Genomic DNA, 17,064 nt, shown 5'->3' on the forward strand with positions numbered 1-17,064 from the left:
GCCGGAGCGTTTTCGATGGAAGTCTTGCGGACCCTTTCTTATATTGCCCTGATCGTCGCTACTCTCACCGCCACTTACATGGTGGCGCACATCTGATATCGCGCCACGCTGGGACGTCGCATGCCGCGACTTCCCGTCAGAATGCAAAACGGGCCGCATCTGCGGCCCGTTTTTATTTCATCTGGTCGACGAATTATTTGCGCGCGCGATTGGCGGTTTTCTCGGCCGCTTGCGAGAACTGGTTGACCGCCGAATTCATGTTCGCTTCCATGACCTCGACCGCCTGCTTGGTAGTCTTGCTGAATTGCTCGTAGCCGGCATTCGCGTTGGTAATGGCCGATTTTACGATCGCGACCACGTTTTCAGTGCCCGCCGGCGCATTCTTCGACACGTCTTCCACCAGTTCGGTCACCTTGCGGCCGGTTTCGACGAACTGCTCTTCGGCGGCGCGGGTAAATTCTGCCTGCGCATTGGTGGCGATCCCGGCCAAGTGACGGCCATAAGCAATCGCCTTGGCGGCAGCCGGTTGCGCTTGGGCTGCGGTCAGCGAAAAGAATTCCTGCGGGTCCTTTACACCCAGCAACTGCTTGGCGGCGATCGAGGAATCTTCCAGCGAAGCCTTTGCCACGTTGAGATTCAGGTCGACCACTTTCTCGACGCTTTCGAATGCCTTGCTGGTCAAATTGGTCAGCAGCGAGAGCTGGGCTTCCAGATTAGCCTTGGCGACGTTGGAAAATTGTTCGGGAATCGGGAACATGGATTTCTCCTTGGAATAAATAAGCATCAAATTAGTAGGCATGCTGCATTGTGCAGTGCAACAATATCTATTGTAGGGGCGCACCCGAGGAAGTCAAGTGATTTTTGTGCGCCGCACAAAAAAGATCAAGTTATCTTCGGGAACAGTAGTTTTTGGGTGAGGCAAAGGCGGTTGTACCTTGCGCCCAGCCATATTCCGCGGCAACGGACATGGCTGGACGCGCTCGTACGGATGTCGTTTTATCACATGCGACTTTTGCCAGGATTGGTGGGCAAGGCTGATCAAGGAGTTCATTGAGCTTGCTCAAGTGCTGCGCGATTGAATTGCCTGTCTGATATTTTTTCAGGTATATGCCGCGCAGAAAGATAAGCGCTTTAGTCGGGAATGGCGGCTCCGGCATCGCAATCCGGCTTTCTTGCTGCATAATGTCGCCCAGTTTTTTGGAATGGCGCTATGGCAAAGAAAGAGCATGTGTCGGAAACGCCGGCCACGCAGTTCCTGCGCAAGCACGGCATTGCGTTTTCCGAGCATCCCTACGATTACGAAGAGCATGGCGGCACCGCCGTGTCCGCACGTGAACTGGGCGTCGACGAGCATCACGTCGTCAAGACCCTGATCATGCAGGACGAGGCGGCCAAGCCGCTGATCGTGCTCATGCATGGTGACCGCAAGGTATCGACCAAGAACCTGGCGCGCCAGATTGGCTGCAAGTCGGTCGAGCCATGCAAGCCGGAAGTCGCCAACCGGCACTCCGGTTTCCTGGTCGGCGGCACCTCGCCGTTCGGCACCCGGAAGGCGATGCCGGTCTATGTCGAAGAGAGCGTGCTGGCGCTGGACAAGATTTACATCAATGGCGGCCGGCGCGGCTACCTGGTCGGCATCGATCCGAAAACCATCCTGCAAGTGTTGCCGGCAAAGCCGGTCGCGTGCGCGCTGGAAGAATAAGCGCGGCGTTTTTGTTGAAAGGGAGAGAATGAATACATTGCTGTTTGCGATCGCGGCTTACCTGATCGGATCGATTTCGTTCGCGGTCGTGGTGAGCAAGGCGTTTCGCCTGGCCGATCCGCGCACCTACGGCTCGAAGAATCCGGGCGCGACCAATGTGCTGCGCAGCGGGAACAAGGCGGCTGCGGCATTGACGCTGCTGGGAGACTGCGTCAAGGGCTGGCTGGCGGTGTGGCTGGCCCAGAAGTATGGCCCGCAGTTCGGCGTCGAGGACAATGGCGTGGCGCTGGTGGCGATCGCGGTCTTCCTCGGGCACCTGTGGCCGGTCTTCTTCAAGTTCGTCGGCGGCAAGGGCGTCGCGACCGCGCTGGGCGTGCTGCTCGGCCTGAACGGCTGGCTGGGACTGGCTACGCTGGTCACCTGGCTGGTGGTCGCCTATGCCTTCCGCTATTCGTCGATGGCGGCACTGATCGCCAGCGTGTTTGCGCCATTCTATTACGGCCTGCTGTTCGGTTTCGATGCGAAGCTGCTGGCTGTGCTGGTCATGAGCGCGCTGCTGGTCTACCGCCACCGCCAGAATATCGCCAACCTGTTGGCTGGCAAGGAAAGCAAGATCGGCAGCAAGAAGAAGTAGGCCTTACACGTTCCTCAACTCGTCCAGCGGCCAGCGCGGCCTGACATTGAAAGCATAGTCGCGCCGCGCAGCGTCCGGATTGATCTGCAGGCGCATCGCGCCGGCAAACGCGATCATCGCGCCATTGTCGGTGCAGAATTCCAGTTCCGGGTAGTACACGCGAAAGCGCCGCTTGTGCGCCGCCGCATCGAGCGCTTCGCGCAGCTGGCGGTTGGCGCCGACGCCGCCGGCGATCACCAGCTTCTTCAAGCCCGTTTCCTTCAGCGCCGTCACGCATTTCGCCACCAGTACGTCGACGATCGCGTCGACGAAGGCGCGCGCCACATTCGCCTTGTCCTGTTCGCAGATATTGGTGATCTGGTTCTTCACCACCGTCAGCACGGCCGTCTTCAGGCCGGAAAAGCTGAAATTCAAATCCTTCGAATGCAGCATCGGGCGCGGCAGCTTGTAGACGCCGGGGTCGCCGAATTCGGCCAAGCGCGAAATCGCCGGCCCCCCTGGGTAACCGAGGCCGAGCAGCTTGGCCGACTTGTCGAACGCTTCGCCGGCCGCGTCGTCGAGCGTCTCGCCCAAGAGCGTGTACTGGCCGACGCCGTCGACGCGCATCAGCTGGGTGTGGCCGCCCGAGACGAGCAGTGCGACGAACGGAAAGGAGGGCGGGTCGCGCGACAGCAGCGGCGACAGCAGGTGGCCTTCCAGGTGGTGGATGCCCAGCACCGGCCGGTCGAGCGCCAGCCCCAGGCCGCAGGCCACCGAGGCGCCCACCAGCAGCGCGCCGGCCAAGCCCGGTCCCTGGGTATAGGCAATGGCGTCGATGGCCGAACGCGGCATGTCGGCATTCTTCAATACCTGCTCCAGCAGCGGGATGGCGCGCCGGATATGGTCGCGCGAGGCCAGTTCCGGCACCACGCCGCCGTATTCCTCGTGCATGGCGACCTGCGAGTGCAGGGCATGCGCCAGGAGGCCGCGTTGTGTGTCGTACAACGCGATGCCGGTTTCGTCACAGGAGGATTCGACGCCGAGGACAATCATGGGATGGCAGGCTTCTTGCAAAGCGACATTGTAAAGGAAAGCGTTATTCCAGGCCCCTACTATCCTCTTTCATCATGACAGATTCCAGACAGCTCAAGATCGTCGTCGTTAATTCGCTGGTGGCGCCGGAGGGCGCGAGCACGGCGGCGCAGGTGCAGGCCGAACGCGCCCGCGCGCTGCGCATCGGCCTGCTCGAAGGCGGCTACAACATCCTGGCCGCCTTGCCTCCGGACGCGGACCTGGAAGAGCAGATCGCGCAGCTGCAGCCGGACGTGATCATCGTCGACGCGCAGTCGGACGCCGCGCTGAAAAAAGTGGTCGCCGCCACCGCCAGCGAGCGCCGCCCCATCGTCTGCTTCACCGAGGACAACGACAAGGTCAAGATGCACGCCGCGATCGAGGCGGGGGTGTCGGCCTACGTGGTGGCGGGCCTGTCGGCCGAGCGCGTCAAGGCGGTGCTGGACGTGGCGCTGGCGCGCTTCGAGGTCGACCAGAAGCTGCGCCACGAGCTGTCCGAAACCAGGCTCAGGCTGGCCGAGCGCAAGGTGATCGAACGCGCCAAGGGCCTGCTGATGGAGCGCCATCATTGTTCCGAGGACGAGGCTTACCGCAAGCTGCGCCGGCTGGCGATGGACAAGAACCTGAAGCTGTCCGACGTGGCGCAGCGCATGCTCGACGTCGCCGACCTGCTCATTTGAGTGCGCCGTTTTAATGCGGTGCACGGAAAAGGTGCGTGATGCCTGCTTGAAGGTGCGCAGGCCGTACTTATTTCGGCACATATTTGACAGGAGAGCGCCAACCCAGGCTGGCACACCGATTGCACATTAGCAGCAAGCGCCAACGAAGGCGCAACGATCAGTAACTCGCTTTGGCCGACGCAGGCCGGAGCATGCGGACAAAGGCGTCCGAATCCCGTGGGCTGCGCCCATGGCGATTCGGACGCCTTTGTTTTTTGGTTTCGGCCGCAGCTAACGCTGCTCAACTTGCTGCGCAAGTTAGCCTGTACTGAAACTTCGTTTTGCCCTTTTCGACATTCATCATGAGGACGCCATGCCAGTAAAAGAATCGACCATGAATTCGACCCGCCGCACCCTCATCAAGGCGGGCGCCGCTGTTGCTGCCGGCGCTACAGGCGCGTTAAGCGGGCTGGCTACCCAGGGCGTGTGGGCCGCCGGCTCCGACAAGCCCGAAAAGGACGAAGTCAGGATCGGCTTCATTCCGCTGACTGATTGCGCCTCGGTCGTCATGGCCTCGGTGCTGGGCTTCGACCGGAAATACGGTGTGAAGATCATCCCGACCAAGGAAGCTTCCTGGGCCGGCGTGCGCGACAAGCTGGTCAACGGCGAACTCGACATGGCGCATGTGCTGTACGGCCTGATCTATGGCGTGCACCTGGGCGTGTCCGGTCCCAAGAAGGACATGGCGGTGCTGATGACCTTGAATAACAACGGGCAGGCGATCACGCTGTCCAGGAAGCTCGCCGAAAAGGGCGCGGTCGACGGCCCGAGCCTGGCGAAGGTGATGGCGAGCGACAAGCGCGAATACACGTTTGCCGGCACCTTCCCGACCGGCACGCACGCGATGTGGCTGTACTACTGGCTGGCGAGCGCCGGAATCAATCCGTTCAAGGATGCCAAGACGATCACCGTGCCGCCGCCGCAGATGGTCGCCAACATGCGCGTCGGGAACATGGACGGCTTCTGCGTCGGCGAGCCATGGGGCCACCGCGCAATCATGGACGGCATCGGCATCACCGCCGTCACCACGCAGGACATCTGGCGCGACCATCCGGAAAAGACGCTGGGCACCACCGCCGACTTCGTCAAGAAGCATCCGAACACCACTCGCGCCGTGATGATGGCGGTGCTGGAAGCCAGCCGCTGGATCGATGCCGGCCTGCAAAACAAGCTGAAGATGGCCGAAACGGTGGCCGAGAAGTCCTACATCAACACCGGCGTGGATGCGATCAACCAGCGCATCCTCGGCCGCTACCAGAACGGCCTGGGCAGGACCTGGGACGATCCGAACCACATGAAGTTCTTCAGCGACGGCGCGGTCAATTTCCCGTACCTGTCGGACGGCATGTGGTTCCTTACCCAGCACAAGCGTTGGGGCTTGCTGAAGTCTCATCCGGACTATCTCGGCGTGGCGCGCCAGATCAACCAGGTCGACCTGTACCGGCAAGTCGCCTCGGCGATGAAGATCAGCGTGCCGAAGGATCCGATGCGATCGAGCAGGCTGATCGACGGCGTGGTGTGGGACGGCAAGGACCCGGCCAGGTACGCCGACAGCTTCAAGATCAGAGCGTAATCACTTAACGGGAGCCATCATGAGTGCAGTCATGGAAAACATGTTGAACGAGACGCTGGAGCCGGCCTCCGAAGCGCCGGACAAAGCACGTTCCGCCGAAGCCCGGCGCCGCATCCGCGTCGGCGCCGATCCCGGGCCGGGAGAGCGACCATCGCCACTGCGGCCGTTCCTGCTGGCCGTGGTGCCACCGCTGCTCGGCATGGCGTTTCTGGTATTGGCATGGCAGATCGTGGCGGCCAGGACCGGCAACTTCCCGACCCCGGCGGCGACGCTGGAAGAAGCGGTCAAGGTGTTTTCCGATCCCTTCTACCGCAACGGCCCGAACGACCAGGGCATCGGCTGGAACATCCTGTCGTCGCTGCAGCGTGTCGGCCTGGGCTTCGGTCTGGCCGCGCTGGTGGGCATTCCGCTCGGTTTCATGATCGGCCGCTTCAAGTTCCTGTCCGGGATGTTCACCCCGATCATCAGCCTGCTCAAGCCGGTCTCGCCGCTGGCCTGGCTGCCGATCGGCCTGTTGGTATTCAAGGCGGCCAACCCGGCGGCGATCTGGGCGATTTTCATCTGCTCGATCTGGCCGATGATCGTCAACACCGCCGTCGGCGTGCAGCGCGTGCCGCAGGATTACATGAACGTGGCCCGGGTACTGAAGCTGTCGGAGTGGAAGATCGTGACCAAGATCCTGTTGCCGTCGGCGCTGCCATACATGCTGACCGGCGTGCGCCTCGCCATCGGCACCGCCTGGCTGGTGATCGTCGCGGCCGAGATGCTGACCGGCGGGGTGGGCATCGGCTTCTGGGTGTGGGACGAGTGGAACAACCTGAACGTCGCCCATATCATCATTGCCATCGCCGTCATCGGCGTGGTCGGCCTGCTGCTGGAACAGGCGCTGGTCGCCGTCGCGAAGGCATTCACCTACGAAGAAGTCCGTCACTGAGCGGGGAATCATGATGAAAAAATTCATTGAAATTCAGGGCGTGGAAATGCTGTTCCATACCAGGAAGGGAAGCTTTCATGCGCTGCGCGACATCCACCTGAGCGTGAAGAAGGGCGATTTCGTCACGCTGATCGGACACTCGGGCTGCGGCAAGTCGACCCTGCTCAACCTGATTGCCGGCCTGTTGAAGGCTAGCGACGGCACGTTGCTGTGCGCTAACCGCGAGATCGCCGGCCCCGCGCCGGAACGCGCGGTGGTGTTCCAGAACCACTCGCTGCTTCCGTGGCTGACCTGCTACGAGAACGTGTACCTTGCGGTAGAGCGCGTGTTCGGCGCGGCCGAAGGCCGGGACAGGCTCGGCGAGCGCACGAAGGCGGCGCTGGCGCTGGTGGGCCTCGCCCATGCCGAGCACAAGCGTCCGCACGAGATTTCCGGCGGCATGAAGCAGCGCGTGGGCATCGCGCGCGCATTGTCGATGGAACCGAAAGTGCTGCTGATGGACGAGCCGTTCGGCGCGCTCGACGCGTTGACCCGCGCCCATCTGCAGGACGAGTTGCTCAAGATCGTCGCCAAGACCGGCTCGACCGTGGTGATGGTCACGCACGATGTCGACGAGGCGGTGCTGCTATCCGACCGCATCGTGATGATGACCAACGGTCCCGCCGCGACGATAGGCGACATCCTCGACGTGCGGTTGCCGCGACCGCGCGACCGCGTCGCGCTCGCGCATGATCCTCTGTACATCGAATACCGCACTTCGGTGCTGGAATTCCTGTACCACCGCCAGGCGCGCCCGGCGATCAGGGACGCGGCATAAAAAGCCGTGCGGCGAAGGCGGCGGCCTTCGCCGAACTTTTCTGGGCGGCTGGTTTTCCGGAATTTTTCCGATTCTCGTCTATAGTGAAGAGATGCAGCGCAGGAGGAAGATCATGTCCATCTCAACCACTCTCGAAAGTTGCTTGGAGAGCAAGTCCGGGCAATACGAAATCTTTCACCATTCACATACGGCAAACAGCATGGCTACCGCGGAGGCGGCGCATATTCCCGGCGATCGCCTGGCCAAGACCGTGATCCTGGAAGACGACATCGGTTATGCGGCGGCCGTATTGCCGTCGACGCGGCATCTCAGCCTGACGGATCTGTGGAAGCAGACCGGCCGGCGCCTGCAGCTGGCGTCGGAGGACGATGTGCGCGAGCTGTTCAAGGATTGCGAGCTGGGCGCGCTGCCGCCGGTCGCCATGGCCTACGGCATGCCCACCTATCTGGACGAGAGCCTGGTGCATGAGCCCGACGTGTATTTCGAGGCGGGCGACCACGAGGCTCTGATCCATATGCGCAGCGAGCAGTTCCTGGACCTGATGCAGGACAGCCGGCGCATCAGTTGCGCGCACAGGATGTAGCTAGCGTACGACCAGCAGGTAAAGCAGCAACAGGTTGATCACGATCGCTGCCGCCGCCACCGCGCGCCACAGGGAAACCGGATCTCTCTTGGCCAGTGGCACAGGTCTGCGCGGCGCGGTCGGGTTGGCGGCGCCGCGTTCCAGCGCCAGCAACAACTCTTCCGCTGTCTCGAAGCGGTCCGCGGGATCTCGCGCCACCGCCTTGAGCACCACGTTCTCCAGCCATAGCGGAAGATCCGGCCGGAAGCGGCTGGGCGGCGTCGGGACCCCGAAGCGCGGGTGCTGGAACGGCTCGACCTCACCGTACGGATAGCGGCGCGTCAGCATGACGTACAGGGTGACGCCGGCGGCGTACACGTCGCTCTGGCGCGACGGCGGCGCGTGCTCGAATTGTTCCGGGGCAAGGAAAGACGGCGTGCCTGCCAGCGTGCATTCCTGCGCCTTGATCTCGTCTTCTTCCAGCCCGGAGCGCGCGACGCCGAGGTCGAGCACGCGCAGCTCGCCGTCCGCGCCGAGGTGCACGTTGGCCGGCTTGATGTCGCGATGGAGGATGCTGCGCCGGTGCAGCGCGGCGATCGCGCGTGCCAGTTTCGATCCAAGCGCGATCGCTTCCGGCACGGTGAAATGGGCACCGGCGTCGAGCGCTTGCTGCAGGGTCCGCCCCTCGTGCCAGGTGCTTAGGTAGTACTGGTAATTCTTCTGGTCCGGCGTGATCACCTGCGGAAAAAAGCGCGCGACCACGCGTTTCGCCAGCCACTCCTCGTACGCGAAGGCCGAGCGCTCCTGCGCGTCGCCGGCGCGATCCGGGTGCAGCGTCTTCAGCACCAGCTGGCGCTGTGACTTCGGATCGAGCACGCGGTACAGCAGCGTCGCGGCCGACGCATGAATCACGGCTTCGACGTGATAGCCGTCCAGGATCTGGCCGGCCTTGAGCCTGGGCGGCAGCGGCAGCTGCTGCGAGGCCGACAGCGTATCGCGCAGGTTTTCCTCCGGCAGCGCATTCACCCGCAGGATCAGCGCGCTGCAGTTGTCGCCGGAGCCGGCGGCCAGCGCCGCCTTCACCAGCGTGTCGGCCGTGTGGGAGGGCGCGGCGCGGCCGGCGGCGACTTCCTCCAGATGGCGAGCGATGTCGTGTTCGGACAGGCAGGCCCACACGCCGTCGCAGGCCAGCAGGAACACGTCGCCTGCCCGCGATTCGCCCATTCCGTGATCGATCGCCAGGCGCGAATCGAGGCCGACGGCGCGCGTCAGAACATGCTGCATTTCGGGCCGGTCCCACACATGGTCGACGGTCAGCCGCGCCATTCTTCCCTCGCGCAGCAGATACAGCCGGGTGTCGCCCACGTGCGCGAAGTAGTAGAAGCCGCCGCGCAGCACCACGGCCGTGAGCGTGGTCGCCATGCCCGCCAGTTCCGCGCGCGTCGAGCCCTGCCTTTGCACCCAGCCGTTGATTGCCTTGATCACGCGGTCGAGCGCCTGCGTGACCGGCCAGGTATCGGGCGTGGCGTAATAGTCGGCGAGCAGGCCGCGCACCGTGTACTCGGATGCCTCGCGCCCGCCGGCGTTGCCGGACACGCCGTCGGCGATGGCCGCGATCAGGCCCTTGGCCGACAGCTCCGGCTCGTCGGGCGTGACCATGCCGACGAAGTCTTCGTTGCGTTCGCGAAGGCCGGTGAAGGTGGCATGGCCGGTGGCGACGGACAGGGACATGGCTTATGCGTAACCGGGGGCAATGCAGCGATTCTAGATCTTCGCGACCGTCATCGCCGCGCTGCCCCAGGTGGTGCGCCAGCGCGTCTTGACCATGGTCAGGCCGAGCAGCGCCAGGATCGCCAGCGAGGAAAACAGCGTCAGGCCGAGCTGGTAGCTGCCGGTGAGCTGCTTCGAGTAGCCGAGGCTGGACGCCAGGTAAAAGCCGCCGACGCCGCCGGCCATGCCGACCAGGCCGGTCATCACGCCGATTTCCTTGCGGAAGCGCTGCGGCACCAGCTGGAAGACCGCGCCGTTGCCGGTGCCCAGCGCCAGCATCGCCACCACGAACACCGCGAGCGCGGCGAGATACGACGGCATGCCGAAGCTGGCGATGAACAGGAAGCCTGCGGCCAGCACGTACATGATCGACAGCGTCCTGATGCCGCCGATGCGGTCGGCGATGATGCCGCCCAGCGGGCGCACCATGGAGCCCGCGAACACGCAGGCGGCGGTGAAATAGCCGGCGGTCACCGGCGACAGGCCGTACTGGCTGTTGAAGTAGATCGTCAGCGACGACGCCAGGCCGGAGAAGCCGCCGAAGGTCACGCTGTAGAAGAACATGAACCACCACGCATCCTTGTCCTTCAGGACGTGCAGGTATTCGACCAGGGCTTTGGCCGGCGGTGCGGCCGGCGCATCCTTGGCGAAGACCATGTAGACGAGGAACGCGACGCCAAGCGGGATCAGGCACAGGCCGAACACGTTCTGCCAGCCGAACGCGATCGCCAGCGACGGCGCGAACAAGGCGGCGAACGCGGTGCCGGAGTTGCCCGCGCCGGCGATGCCGAGCGCCGTACCCTGGTGCTCCGGCGGATACCAGCGCGACGCCAGCGGCAGCGCGACCGCGAATGCGGCGCCGGCCACACCCAGCAGGATGCCGAGCGAGAGCATCGCATCGTAGCTGTTCAGCTGCCCGAGCCAGGCCCAGAGCAGCGCGGCGATCACGACGACCTGGCCGATGGCGCCGGCCTTCTTCGGCTTCAGGTGGTCCACCAGCACGCCCATGACGATGCGCAGCAGCGCTCCTGCCAGCAGCGGCGTGGCCACCATCAAGCCCTTTTGCGCCGGGCTGAGCCCGAGGTCTCGCGAGATCTGCACCGCCAATGGCCCGAGCAGCACCCAGACCATGAAGCTCAGATCGAAATAGAAAAAGGCGGCGAGCAGGGTCGGTGTATGGCCCGCCTTCCAGAACGACGTTTTCATGAGGCTCCTTTGCATCCGATATTGAAGTCGCGTCCTCTTATGCAATCGCCATGCCATTCGATGTTGCGCAGCGATTGCGTGCATGTGCGCGTATCGCCCTTGTGCATCGCGCCGGACGCGCCGAAAAGGCGCACCGCCGCAGTGCGGATTTCTCTTCAATTCAGTGCATTCACCCGGCGAATCGACTGGCACCGCTTTTGCTAATCAGATGCAGGGATGTTTTCTGAAATGGCTTTAATGGCGAAGCTGGAATGAAGGGAGCTTTAATGAAGAAGCTGAAATTGGTCATGGTCGGCAACGGCATGGCCGGCGCGCGCACGCTCGATGAACTGCTGAAGATCGCGCCGGACGTGTACGACATCACGGTGTTCGGCGCCGAGCCGTATGCGAACTACAACCGCATCCTGCTGTCGCCCGTCCTGGCCGGCGAGCAGACCATCAAGGACATCATGTTGAACGATGTCGACTGGTACCAGGAAAACAACATCACGCTCCATCTCGGCAAGAAGATCGTCAAGATCGACCGCGTCCGGCGCCAGGTCGTCGCCGAAGACGGCACGGTCGCGGAATACGACCGCCTGCTGCTGGCCACCGGCTCCAATCCATTCATCCTGCCGGTGCCGGGCAAGGACCTGAAGGGCGTGATCTCCTATCGCGACATCCAGGACACCAACGCGATGATCGAGGCGGCCACGGTGCACAGGCACGCGGTCGTGATCGGCGGCGGCCTCCTGGGACTGGAAGCGGCCAACGGCTTGAAGCAGCGCGGCATGGATGTGACCGTGGTACACCTGCCGGCCTGGCTGATGGAGCGCCAGCTTGACCCGGCCGCTGGCAAGATGCTGCAGAAGTCGCTGGAAGACCGCGGCCTGAAATTCCTGCTCGATAAGAATACGAAGGAGCTCGTCGGCGACGAGGATGGCCATGTGCAGGCGATCCGCTTTGCCGACGGCCTCGAAGTGCCGGCGCAGCTGGTCGTGATGGCCGTGGGTATCCGCCCCAACACGACGCTGGCCGAATCGGCCGGTCTGTATTGCAACAGGGGCATCGTCGTCAACGACACCATGCAGACCTTCGACCCGCGCATCTACGCGGTGGGCGAGTGCGTGAACCATCGCGGCACAGCCTACGGGCTGGTGGCGCCGCTATTCGAGATGGCCAAGGTATGCGCCAATCATCTGGCCAACTTCGGCATCGGCCGCTATCAGGGCTCCGTCACCTCCACCAAGCTCAAGGTCACCGGCATCGACCTGTTTTCGGCCGGCGAATTCATGGGCGGCGAGGGCGTCGAGGAGATCGTGCTGTCCGACCCGATCGGCGGCGTGTACAAGAAGCTGGTGATCAAGGACGACAAGCTGGTCGGCGCCTGCCTGTACGGCGACACGGTGGACGGCGGCTGGTATTTCAAGCTGCTGCGCGAGGGCAAGAGCATCGGCGAGATGCGCGACACGCTCATGTTCGGCGAATCCAACACAGGGCGTCCCGGCGACGCCGGGCACGAGGGTCACACGCGGGCGGCGGCAATGCCGGACGAGGCCGAGGTGTGCGGCTGCAACGGCGTATGCAAGGGCACCATCGTCAAGGCGATCAAGGAAAAGGGCTTGTTCACGCTGGAAGACGTGCGCAAGCACACCAAGGCGTCGGCTTCCTGCGGGTCCTGCACCGGCCTGGTCGAGCAGATCATCATGGCGACCGTCGGCGACTACTCGGTGTCGACCAAGGCCAAGCCGCTGTGCGGCTGCACCGACTACACGCACCAGGAAGTGCGCGATGCGATCAGGGTCAACAAGCTGCTGACGATCGCCGACACCATGAAATTCATGGAATGGCGCACTCCGAACGGGTGCGCGACCTGCCGTCCCGCCTTGAACTATTACCTGATCTCGACCTGGCCGCACGAGGCGAAGGACGATCCGCAGTCGCGCTTCATCAACGAGCGCGCGCACGCCAACATCCAGAAGGACGGCACCTATTCCGTGATCCCGCGCATGTGGGGCGGCGAGACCAATGCCTCCGAGTTGCGCCGCATCGCAGACGTGGTCGACAAGTACCACATCCCGACGGTGAAGGTCACCGGAGGCCAGCGTATCGATCTGCTCGGCGTGAAGAAGGAAGACTTGCCGGCGGTATGGCAGGACCTCGGCATGCCGTCCGGCCATGCGTATGCGAAGGCGCTGCGCACGGTGAAGACCTGCGTCGGCTCCGAATGGTGCCGCTTCGGCACACAGGATTCGACCTTGATGGGCAAGCAGCTGGAGCGGGCGCTGTGGCGCATGTATGCGCCGCACAAGGTCAAGATCGCGGTGTCCGGTTGCCCGCGCAACTGCGCCGAGTCGGGCATCAAGGATGTCGGCGTGATCGGCGTGGACTCCGGCTGGGAAATCTACGTGGCCGGCAACGGCGGCATCAAGACCGAGGTTGCGCACTTTTTCGTGAAGGTGAAAACCCATGACGAGGTACTGGAATATTCCGGCGCCTTCCTGCAACTGTATCGCGAGGAGGGCTGGTATCTGGAGCGCACCGTGCACTACGTAGCGCGCGTGGGGCTCGATCATGTGAAGAAGAAGGTTTTGGACGATGCCGGGGGGCGCAAGGCGCTCTACGAGCGGCTGCTGTTCTCGCTGCAAGGCGAACCCGATCCGTGGCACGAGAAGGAAAAGGCGCAGGTCGACGAGCGGCAGTTCGCGCCGCTGCCCGTATAAGGCGGGAAGAACGGACGCGGCCGGCCGCCTGAAAGCGATGAGAGGAACGACGATGAAACTGTATCTGTGCGCGATTGTGCTGACCATGTCGGCAACCGCGATCATCGTCAACACCTGCATTGCCTACGGCAATCCGGGCCGGGCAGCGCCTGCCAACATATACCAACTTAACTGAAGGGATCGAAATGTCTCAGCAATGGAAACCTGTATGCGATGTCGCGGACATCCCGGTGCTCGGCGCCCGCGTCGTCAAGCGAACCGGAGGGCCCGACGTGGCGATTTTCCGCAACGGCGAAGACAAGGTGTTCGCGCTGCTCGACCGCTGTCCGCACAAGGGCGGTCCGCTGTCGCAGGGTATCGTGTTCGGCGAGCACGTCGCCTGCCCGCTGCACAACTGGAGCATCGGCCTCGATTCCGGCTGCGCCAACGCGCCCGACGAGGGCTGCACGCCGAAGTTCAGCGTCAAGGTCGAGGATGGCAAGGTATTCCTCGACGCCGGTGAATTGCATTCCGTGGCGATCGAGGTCAAGGCCGCATGAGCGAATTGCGCGAATCCAGGACTACCTGCTGCTATTGCGGCGTCGGCTGCGGCATGATCGTCGAGGCCGACGGCGCGCAGATCGTCGGCGTGCGCGGCGACCCGGACCATCCGGCCAATTTCGGTCGCCTGTGCACCAAGGGCAGCACGCTGCACCTGACCGCCGATCCGGTGCTGCAGCAGCAGGTGCGTGCGCTGCATCCGGAAATGCGGGCGGCGCGCGGCTTGCCTCGCGCGCGCGCCTCGTGGGAAGACGCGCTGGATTTCGTCGCGAAAAAAATCGCCGATACGCTGCGCGAGCACGGCCCGGACAGCGTCGGCTTCTACATTTCCGGCCAGCTGCTGACGGAAGATTATTACGTCTTCAACAAGCTGGCCAAGGGCCTGGTCGGCACCAACAACATCGACACCAACTCGCGCCTGTGCATGTCGAGCGCGGTGGCGGGCTACAAGCAGACGCTGGGCGCGGATGCGCCGCCGGCCTGCTACGAGGACGTCGATCATGCCGACCTGATCTTCATCGTCGGCTCCAACACCGCCTACGCGCATCCGATCCTCTATCGCCGCATCGAGGAAGCGAGAAAGAAGAACCGCGCGCTGAAGATGATCGTCGCCGACCCGCGCCGCACCGACACCGCGCGCGACGCCGATCTGTTCCTGCCGATTTTGCCCGGTACCGACGTGGTGCTGTTCAACGGCATGCTCCATATCTGCCTGTGGGAAGACCTGATCGACCAGGCCTACATCGACGCGCATACCGAGGGTTTCGCCGACTTGAAGCGCACGGTGCGCGATTACACGCCGAAGTTCGTCGCCGAGACCTGCGGCATCAGCGAAGAGGATTTGACCAGGGCGGCGCGCTGGTTCGGCGAATCGAAGGCCGCCTTGTCCCTGTATTGCCAGGGCCTCAACCAGTCGTCGTCCGGCACCGCGAAGAATGCGGCGCTGATCAACCTGCATCTCGCCACGCGCCAGATCGGCAAGCCCGGCGCCGGCCCGTTTTCGCTGACCGGCCAGCCGAATGCGATGGGCGGACGGGAAGTCGGCGGCCTGGCCAACCTGCTGTCGGCGCACAGGGACATGGCCAATCCGGCGCATCGCGCCGAAGTGGCGCGCCTGTGGGGGATCGACGACGTGCCTTCCAGCCCGGGTAAGAGCGCGGTCGAGATGTTCGAGGCGGTGCGCTCTGGCGAAATCAAGATCCTCTGGATCGCCTGCACCAATCCCGCCCAGTCGCTGCCCGAGCAAAAGCTGGTGCGCGAGGCCCTGGAAAAGGCCGAGCTGGTGATCGTGCAGGAAGCGTACAGGACCACCGCGACGGTCGGCTACGCCGACGTGCTGCTGCCGGCCACCGCCTGGGCCGAGAAGGAAGGAACCGTCACCAACTCCGAGCGGCGCATTACCCGCTTCAAGCCGATTCTCGGCAAGCCGGGCGAGTGTCGCCATGACTGGGAAATCGCGGTCGATTTCGCGCGCCGGCTGGAAGCGCTCATGGCCAGGAGCACGACGCTGTTCCCGTACGGCGGCGTCGAGGAAATCTGGAACGAGCACCGCGAATCGACGCGCGGCCGCGATCTCGACATCACCGGCTTGTCGTACCGGATTCTGGAAGAGCAGGGGCCGCAGCAATGGCCGTTTCCCGAGGGCGCGACGGAAGGAAAGAAACGCCTGTACGAGGATGGCGTGTTCCCTACCGCAAGCGGCCGCGCACGGTTCGTCAACACGGTGTACCGACCGGTGGCCGAGCCGGTCGACGCGCGCTATCCGTTCCGCCTGAGCACCGGGCGCCTGCGCGACCAGTGGCATGGCATGAGCCGCACCGGCACCGTGGCGCGATTGTTTGCGCATGCAGCGGAGCCGGCGGTGATGATGGCGAGGATCGACATGGATCGCCGCATGATCTCCGACGGCGACCTGGTGCATGTGACCGGCAGGCGCGGCTCGCAGATCCTGCCGGCCGTCGCCAGCGACGACATGCGCTCCGGGCAGGCGTTCATCGGCATGCACTGGGGCGAGGAATACGTATCGGGCAGGGGCAGCGACGGCAGCGGCACGTACGGCGTGAACGCGCTGACCCTGCCGGCGCTGTGCCCGAGCTCGAAGCAGCCGGAATTGAAGCACGCGGCGGTGAAAATCCTGAAGGCGGAACTACCGTGGCGCTTCCTGGTATTCGGCTGGATCGACCGCTCGCGCGTGCTGGCCTTGCAGGCTGCGCTGCGGCCCGCCATGCGGCGGTTCGCCTATGCCTCCTGCACCTTGTTCGGGCGCGAGAGGAACGGTGTCGTGTTCCGCGCGGCTGACGACTACCCGGCGGCGGCGGAACTGGTCCGCGAAATCGAGGAGCTGTTCGGCATCGCCGGCGCCGACGTGCTGCGCTACGATGACGCCAGGCGCGGCAATGCCCGGCATATCCGCGTGCGCGAAGGCAAGCTGGCGGCGGTCTCGCTGGCCGGGGACACTTCCGCCGAACGCTGGCTGAAGGAATATCTGGAGGGCGAACAGCCGGTGGCCGCCCTGGGGCGCCTGCTGCTGGTGCCGTCGGCCAGGGCGCCGCAGGGCTTCAAGAGCCGCGGGCGTGTCGTCTGCAATTGCTTCAACGTGGCCGAGAGCGCGATCGGCGAAACGCTCGAGCGCAACGACTGGGTCAATTGCGGCACGCAGGAAGCGGTGCTGGCTTCGGTGCAGGACAAGCTGAAATGCGGCACGAATTGCGGTTCCTGCGTGCCGGAACTCAAGAAGATCATCCTGGCGCAAATGCCGCGCAAGGCTGCCGCCTGAGAGGTGCAGCGCGCTGTTTCTCCAAGAGAAAGAACTCCCTCTCCCGCAAGCGGAAGAGGGAGTGCAAGGCTGCCAAGCG

16 protein-coding genes are annotated in these 17,064 nt (G+C 63.8%); 11 read left to right on the top strand and 5 right to left on the bottom strand.

Annotated elements, in window-relative coordinates:
- Positions 1-193 precede the first annotated feature (193 nt).
- Positions 194-757, bottom strand: coding sequence for a phasin family protein (locus FAY22_RS00265; RefSeq protein WP_146328372.1), 564 nt, complete (start codon positions 755-757; stop codon positions 194-196).
- A 130-nt stretch (positions 758-887) separates the two neighbouring features.
- Complete coding sequence (locus FAY22_RS00270; RefSeq protein ID WP_146328373.1) at positions 888-1,181, bottom strand: hypothetical protein; 294 nt, start codon at positions 1,179-1,181, stop codon at positions 888-890.
- Between the two features lie 29 nt (positions 1,182-1,210).
- Here FAY22_RS00270 and ybaK point away from each other — a divergent pair, with 29 nt between their 5' ends.
- The gene (gene ybaK, locus FAY22_RS00275; protein ID WP_146328374.1) at positions 1,211-1,702 is read left to right on the top strand and encodes a Cys-tRNA(Pro) deacylase; all 492 of its coding nucleotides are present in this window, start codon (positions 1,211-1,213) and stop codon (positions 1,700-1,702) included.
- 28 nt (positions 1,703-1,730) lie between these two features.
- Positions 1,731-2,336, top strand: a complete 606-nt coding sequence (plsY, locus tag FAY22_RS00280) for a glycerol-3-phosphate 1-O-acyltransferase PlsY (RefSeq protein ID WP_146328375.1) — start codon at positions 1,731-1,733, stop codon at positions 2,334-2,336.
- A 3-nt stretch (positions 2,337-2,339) separates the two neighbouring features.
- On the opposite strand, the gene tsaD is transcribed toward plsY, so the two are convergent.
- Positions 2,340-3,368 (bottom strand): tRNA (adenosine(37)-N6)-threonylcarbamoyltransferase complex transferase subunit TsaD, encoded by a 1,029-nt coding sequence (gene tsaD / locus FAY22_RS00285; protein WP_146328376.1) that lies wholly within the window; start codon positions 3,366-3,368, stop codon positions 2,340-2,342.
- Between the two features lie 74 nt (positions 3,369-3,442).
- On the opposite strand from tsaD, the gene FAY22_RS00290 reads away from it, so the two are divergent.
- The 5 genes from FAY22_RS00290 to FAY22_RS00310 all read left to right on the top strand — a co-directional run bounded on the left by FAY22_RS00290 (position 3,443) and on the right by FAY22_RS00310 (position 8,012).
- The gene (locus FAY22_RS00290; RefSeq protein WP_146328377.1) at positions 3,443-4,066 is read left to right on the top strand and encodes an ANTAR domain-containing response regulator; all 624 of its coding nucleotides are present in this window, start codon (positions 3,443-3,445) and stop codon (positions 4,064-4,066) included.
- A gap of 352 nt (positions 4,067-4,418) precedes the next feature.
- Complete coding sequence (locus FAY22_RS00295; protein ID WP_146328378.1) at positions 4,419-5,678, top strand: CmpA/NrtA family ABC transporter substrate-binding protein; 1,260 nt, start codon at positions 4,419-4,421, stop codon at positions 5,676-5,678.
- A gap of 19 nt (positions 5,679-5,697) precedes the next feature.
- Positions 5,698-6,612, top strand: a complete 915-nt coding sequence (gene ntrB, locus FAY22_RS00300; protein WP_146328379.1) for a nitrate ABC transporter permease — start codon at positions 5,698-5,700, stop codon at positions 6,610-6,612.
- A gap of 10 nt (positions 6,613-6,622) precedes the next feature.
- The gene (locus tag FAY22_RS00305; protein WP_146328380.1) at positions 6,623-7,429 is read left to right on the top strand and encodes an ABC transporter ATP-binding protein; all 807 of its coding nucleotides are present in this window, start codon (positions 6,623-6,625) and stop codon (positions 7,427-7,429) included.
- A 112-nt stretch (positions 7,430-7,541) separates the two neighbouring features.
- Positions 7,542-8,012: an aminoacyl-tRNA deacylase gene (locus FAY22_RS00310; RefSeq protein WP_146328381.1), complete on the top strand. Its 471-nt coding sequence runs from the start codon at positions 7,542-7,544 to the stop codon at positions 8,010-8,012.
- Here the strand turns inward: FAY22_RS00310 and FAY22_RS00315 are convergent, their stop codons facing one another.
- Together FAY22_RS00315 and FAY22_RS00320 are read right to left on the bottom strand one after the other, a co-directional pair.
- A complete protein-coding gene (locus FAY22_RS00315) occupies positions 8,013-9,722 on the bottom strand; it encodes a bifunctional protein-serine/threonine kinase/phosphatase (RefSeq protein ID WP_146328382.1) in 1,710 nt (569 codons plus the stop codon).
- Positions 9,723-9,755: 33 nt separating this feature from the next.
- Positions 9,756-10,967, bottom strand: coding sequence for a NarK/NasA family nitrate transporter (locus FAY22_RS00320; RefSeq protein WP_146328383.1), 1,212 nt, complete (start codon positions 10,965-10,967; stop codon positions 9,756-9,758).
- Positions 10,968-11,233: 266 nt separating this feature from the next.
- On the opposite strand from FAY22_RS00320, the gene nirB reads away from it, so the two are divergent.
- Genes nirB through FAY22_RS00335 form a run of 4 tightly spaced genes read left to right on the top strand, consistent with a single transcriptional unit; the run spans position 11,234 to position 16,985 of the window.
- On the top strand, positions 11,234-13,669 hold the full coding sequence (nirB, locus tag FAY22_RS00325) for a nitrite reductase large subunit NirB (protein ID WP_146328384.1): 2,436 nt from the start codon (positions 11,234-11,236) through the stop codon (positions 13,667-13,669).
- Positions 13,670-13,721: 52 nt separating this feature from the next.
- Entirely contained in the window at positions 13,722-13,844 is a 123-nt protein-coding gene (locus FAY22_RS22520) for a hypothetical protein (RefSeq protein ID WP_256377353.1), read from the top strand.
- 10 nt (positions 13,845-13,854) lie between these two features.
- The gene (nirD, locus tag FAY22_RS00330; protein WP_146328385.1) at positions 13,855-14,208 is read left to right on the top strand and encodes a nitrite reductase small subunit NirD; all 354 of its coding nucleotides are present in this window, start codon (positions 13,855-13,857) and stop codon (positions 14,206-14,208) included.
- Positions 14,205-16,985, top strand: coding sequence for a nitrate reductase (locus tag FAY22_RS00335; protein WP_146328386.1), 2,781 nt, complete (start codon positions 14,205-14,207; stop codon positions 16,983-16,985). The genes nirD and FAY22_RS00335 overlap by 4 nt, the downstream gene beginning before the upstream one ends.
- Positions 16,986-17,064 lie beyond the last annotated feature (79 nt).

The sequence above is a fragment of the Noviherbaspirillum sp. UKPF54 genome, from assembly GCF_007874125.1.
Lineage (GTDB): Bacteria > Pseudomonadota > Gammaproteobacteria > Burkholderiales > Burkholderiaceae_D > Noviherbaspirillum.

What these genes read in the sequence shown, in the direction of transcription:
- FAY22_RS00310 (WP_146328381.1), top strand. Translation starts at nt 7,542, where the DNA reads ATGTCCATCTCAACCACTCTCGAAAGTTGCTTGGAGAGCAAGTCCGGG.
- FAY22_RS00320 (WP_146328383.1), bottom strand. Translation starts at nt 10,967, where the DNA reads ATGAAAACGTCGTTCTGGAAGGCGGGCCATACACCGACCCTGCTCGCC.
- FAY22_RS00335 (WP_146328386.1), top strand. Translation starts at nt 14,205, where the DNA reads ATGAGCGAATTGCGCGAATCCAGGACTACCTGCTGCTATTGCGGCGTC.
- FAY22_RS00315 (WP_146328382.1), bottom strand. Translation starts at nt 9,722, where the DNA reads ATGTCCCTGTCCGTCGCCACCGGCCATGCCACCTTCACCGGCCTTCGC.
- FAY22_RS00265 (WP_146328372.1), bottom strand. Translation starts at nt 757, where the DNA reads ATGTTCCCGATTCCCGAACAATTTTCCAACGTCGCCAAGGCTAATCTG.
- nirD (WP_146328385.1), top strand. Translation starts at nt 13,855, where the DNA reads ATGTCTCAGCAATGGAAACCTGTATGCGATGTCGCGGACATCCCGGTG.
- FAY22_RS00305 (WP_146328380.1), top strand. Translation starts at nt 6,623, where the DNA reads ATGATGAAAAAATTCATTGAAATTCAGGGCGTGGAAATGCTGTTCCAT.
- nirB (WP_146328384.1), top strand. Translation starts at nt 11,234, where the DNA reads ATGAAGAAGCTGAAATTGGTCATGGTCGGCAACGGCATGGCCGGCGCG.
- FAY22_RS22520 (WP_256377353.1), top strand. Translation starts at nt 13,722, where the DNA reads ATGAAACTGTATCTGTGCGCGATTGTGCTGACCATGTCGGCAACCGCG.
- plsY (WP_146328375.1), top strand. Translation starts at nt 1,731, where the DNA reads ATGAATACATTGCTGTTTGCGATCGCGGCTTACCTGATCGGATCGATT.
- FAY22_RS00270 (WP_146328373.1), bottom strand. Translation starts at nt 1,181, where the DNA reads ATGCAGCAAGAAAGCCGGATTGCGATGCCGGAGCCGCCATTCCCGACT.
- FAY22_RS00290 (WP_146328377.1), top strand. Translation starts at nt 3,443, where the DNA reads ATGACAGATTCCAGACAGCTCAAGATCGTCGTCGTTAATTCGCTGGTG.
- FAY22_RS00295 (WP_146328378.1), top strand. Translation starts at nt 4,419, where the DNA reads ATGCCAGTAAAAGAATCGACCATGAATTCGACCCGCCGCACCCTCATC.
- ybaK (WP_146328374.1), top strand. Translation starts at nt 1,211, where the DNA reads ATGGCAAAGAAAGAGCATGTGTCGGAAACGCCGGCCACGCAGTTCCTG.
- tsaD (WP_146328376.1), bottom strand. Translation starts at nt 3,368, where the DNA reads ATGATTGTCCTCGGCGTCGAATCCTCCTGTGACGAAACCGGCATCGCG.
- ntrB (WP_146328379.1), top strand. Translation starts at nt 5,698, where the DNA reads ATGAGTGCAGTCATGGAAAACATGTTGAACGAGACGCTGGAGCCGGCC.